We start from the raw sequence: 3,181 nt of genomic DNA, 5'->3' as shown, positions 1-3,181 counted from the left end.
TCGCCCGAGGCCGCCGCCGACTGCACCGCCCGCAGCGCCCGCGACAGCACGGTCGCCCGTTCGCGCTGCTGGGGCGTGAGGTAGCTGTTGCGGCTGCTCAGCGCCAGCCCCGAGGCCCCCCGCACGGTGGGCACGCCGACGATCTCCACGGGCACCGACAGGTCGCGCACCATCCGCCGCACCACCGCGAGTTGCTGCCAGTCCTTTTCCCCGAAATAGGCCCGCTGCGGCCCCACGAGGTTCAGCAGCTTGAGGACCACCGTCGCCACCCCGTCGAAGTGGCCGGGGCGCGACTCGCCCTCCAGCGGCCCGGAGACGCCCCCCACCTGCACGGTGGTCGCGTGGCCGGGGGGATACATGGCCTCCGCCTCCGGGTGGAACAGCACGTCGGCCCCGGCGTCCCCGGCCAACCTCAGGTCACGCTCCAGGTCGCGGGGGTAGCGCGAGAGGTCCTCGCCCGGGCCGAACTGGGTCGGATTCACGAACACGCTGACCGCCACCACGCCGCACTCGGCGCGGGCGCGGCGGATGAGCTGGGCGTGGCCCTCGTGCAGGGAGCCCATCGTGGGGACGAAGCCCACCCGGCCCCGTCCCGCCAGCGCCGACCGGACCTCGGCGGGGTCGCGCAGCAGCGTGGGAGTCAATCGCGCCCCCCGTCCAGGCCCAGGGCGTTCACGACGGCGTCCAGCACCCAGGAGATCACCGTCAGGACCAGCGCCCCCACGATGGCCGCCCCGAAGCCCGCCACGTTCAGCGCCGTGACGCTCGCCACCAGCCACAGCACCACGCCGTTCACGACCAGGGTAAAGAGGCCCAGCGTCAGCAGGTTGACGGGCAGGCTGAGCAGCAGCAGCACCGGACGAATCAAAGCATTCACGATCCCCAGCACCAGCGCGGCCAGGACGATGCTCACGAGGTCCGCCCCCGGCGCGAAGCTGACCCCGCCGTACACCCGCGTCACGAGGTACAGCGCCAGCGCGTTGACCAGCAGCCGAATCAGGAAGCCCATGCCCGGAGCATAAACCGGACCTGGGCTGGGGAAGGAGGGGTGACGGCGGAGGCCGGACCGGTGGGGCCGCGCTCAGGCCAGCCGCACGACCCGCGCCTCGTTCGCGCGCAGCTCCGCCCCCGCCTCCGGCCGGTCCCCCAGGCTGCTCAGCAGCGTCTCGCCGGGGCCGAGGTCCAGCGTCCGCGCCTGCGCGCCGAAGTTCAGCAGGACCGCCAGCCGTTCGCCGCCCTGGGTGCGCTCGAAGGCGAACACGTCCGCGTGCCCGGTCTCCAGCGAGCGGTACCCGCCGCCCACCAGCGCCGGATGCTCGCGCCGCAGCCGGGTCAGCGCCCGGAAGTAGTGCAGGTCGCTCGCGGGATCGGCCTCCTGCGCGGCGACATTGACCTCCCGGAAGTTCTGGGCGACCGGCAACCAGGGGGCGACGCCCTCGGGGGCAAAGCCCGCGTTCGGCGAATCGTCCCACTGCATCGGCGTGCGCTCGGGGTCGCGGCTGGCGCCCGGCACGTCGGGCTGCTGGAGGCCCGCCGGGTCCACCATCTGCTCGAAGGGCACCGGGACATTCTCCATGCCGATCTCGTCGCCGTAGTACACGGTCGGCGTGCCGCGCAGGGTCAGCAGCAGCGTCTGCGCGACCCGGGACTGCGCCGCGCCCACCCGCGTCCTGAAGCGGTGCTGGTCGTGGTTGCCCAGCACCCAGTTGGGCCAGGAGTGCGCCGCGCGGCAGGCGGCGTCGTAGCCGTCCGCGAAGGCGCGAATCTCGCGGGCGTCCCACGGCAGCTGGATCAGGTGGAAGTTGAAGGGCAGGTGCGCGAGCGGTTCCCCCGGCGTGCCGCTGTAGCGCAAGAGCCGCTCTACGGGCAGGTAGATCTCGCCCACCATCATGCGGTCCTCGAACTCGTCGAGCACCCCCCGCATCATCCGCACGTAGCGCAGCGTCTGGGGCTGGTCGTTGGTGTAGATGTGCAGCGTCTGGGCGTACTCGATCATGCCGGGCCGCCACTCGGGGTTGGGCGGCTCGTCCAGGAAACGCTCGTCCTCGGCCAGCAGGTTCAGCACGTCCACCCGGAAGCCGTCCACGCCCCGGCGCATCCAGAAGTGCAGCACGTCGAGCATCGCGGCCTGCACGTCGGGATTCCCCCAGTTGAGGTCGGGCTGCGAGGGCAGGAACTGGTGCAGGTAATACTGCCCGCTTGCCGGGTCCAGCGTCCACGCCGGGCCGCCGAAGTGCGACTTCCAGTTGTTGGGGGGGCCGCCGCCTTCGGCCGGGTCGCGCCAGACGTACCAGTCGCGTTTCGGGCTGTCCTTGCCCGTCAGTGCCTCCTGAAACCAGGCGTGGTCGCTGGACGTGTGGTTCGGCACGTAGTCCAGCATCACCTTCAGCCCGAGGCGGTGCGCCTCCGCCACCAGCGCGTCGAAGTCTTCCAGCGTGCCGAACAGCGGGTCGATGCCGCAGTAGTCGGCCACGTCGTACCCGAAGTCGCGCATCGGACTGGTGAAGATGGGGGAGAGCCACACCGCCTCCACCCCCAGGCCCGCCAGGTAGGGCAGCCGCCGGGTGATGCCGCGCAGGTCGCCCACCCCGTCGCCGGAGTCGTCCTGAAAGGACCGGGGGTAGATCTGGTAGATGATCCCGCGCTGCCACCACTTCAGTTCGCCGGGCTGCTGGTCGGGGGAGGGCTGTGTCATGCCGCCCAGGGTAGTCCCGCCGGGAGGCCAGGCCCTAGAGCCTCCGCTTATGCCCGGGCCCCGGCGGGTCCGGCCCGGCCTAGCGGTGCGCCTCGATCACAATCGTCCCCTCCTGCAAGCGGGCGAGTTCGGCGCCCTCGTTGCCCTCCAGCCGCTTCATGTTGCCCAGGCCGCCGCCTTCGGGAGCGCGGGCCACGGCGTCCCCGATGCGAATCTGTGCCGAGGCGATGGGCCGCGCCCACACGATGGCGCCCACGTTGCCGCCGTATCCGGCGTGGACCACCCCGCGCAGCGCGCCCATCACGATCACGTCGCCGCCCGCCACGATCTCGGCGCCCGGATTCACGTCGCCCAGAATCACCACGCTGCCCCGGTACTCGCCCCGGAAGCCCGCGCGGACGCCGTGGGGCAAGATCACGGTGCGGGCGCTGCCCTCCTCCTCGCCCTCGGCGGTGGGGGCGGCCACGGTCACGCGGGGCGCCCGGA

4 protein-coding genes are annotated in these 3,181 nt (G+C 72.2%); all 4 read right to left on the bottom strand.

The features are described from left to right. Positions 1 to 563, bottom strand: a 563-nt coding sequence (gene panC / locus QOL99_RS16135; RefSeq protein WP_285525315.1) for a pantoate--beta-alanine ligase, incomplete at its 3' end; no start/stop codon positions are given. Between the two features lie 77 nt (positions 564 to 640). Then, the gene (locus QOL99_RS16130; protein WP_285525314.1) at positions 641 to 1,009 is read right to left on the bottom strand and encodes a phage holin family protein; all 369 of its coding nucleotides are present in this window, start codon (positions 1,007 to 1,009) and stop codon (positions 641 to 643) included. A 72-nt stretch (positions 1,010 to 1,081) separates the two neighbouring features. Further along, positions 1,082 to 2,695, bottom strand: a complete 1,614-nt coding sequence (locus tag QOL99_RS16125; RefSeq protein ID WP_285525313.1) for an alpha-amylase family glycosyl hydrolase — start codon at positions 2,693 to 2,695, stop codon at positions 1,082 to 1,084. Positions 2,696 to 2,774: 79 nt separating this feature from the next. After that, on the bottom strand, positions 2,775 to 3,181 hold a 407-nt coding region (locus QOL99_RS16120), incomplete at its 5' end, for a septum site-determining protein MinC (RefSeq protein WP_285525312.1).

It is taken from the genome of Deinococcus rhizophilus, from assembly GCF_030271215.1.
Taxonomy (GTDB): Bacteria; Deinococcota; Deinococci; order Deinococcales; family Deinococcaceae; genus Deinococcus; species Deinococcus rhizophilus.
The sequence above is the reverse complement of the archived record's forward strand: the minus strand, read 5'-3'. Positions and strand labels throughout refer to the sequence as shown.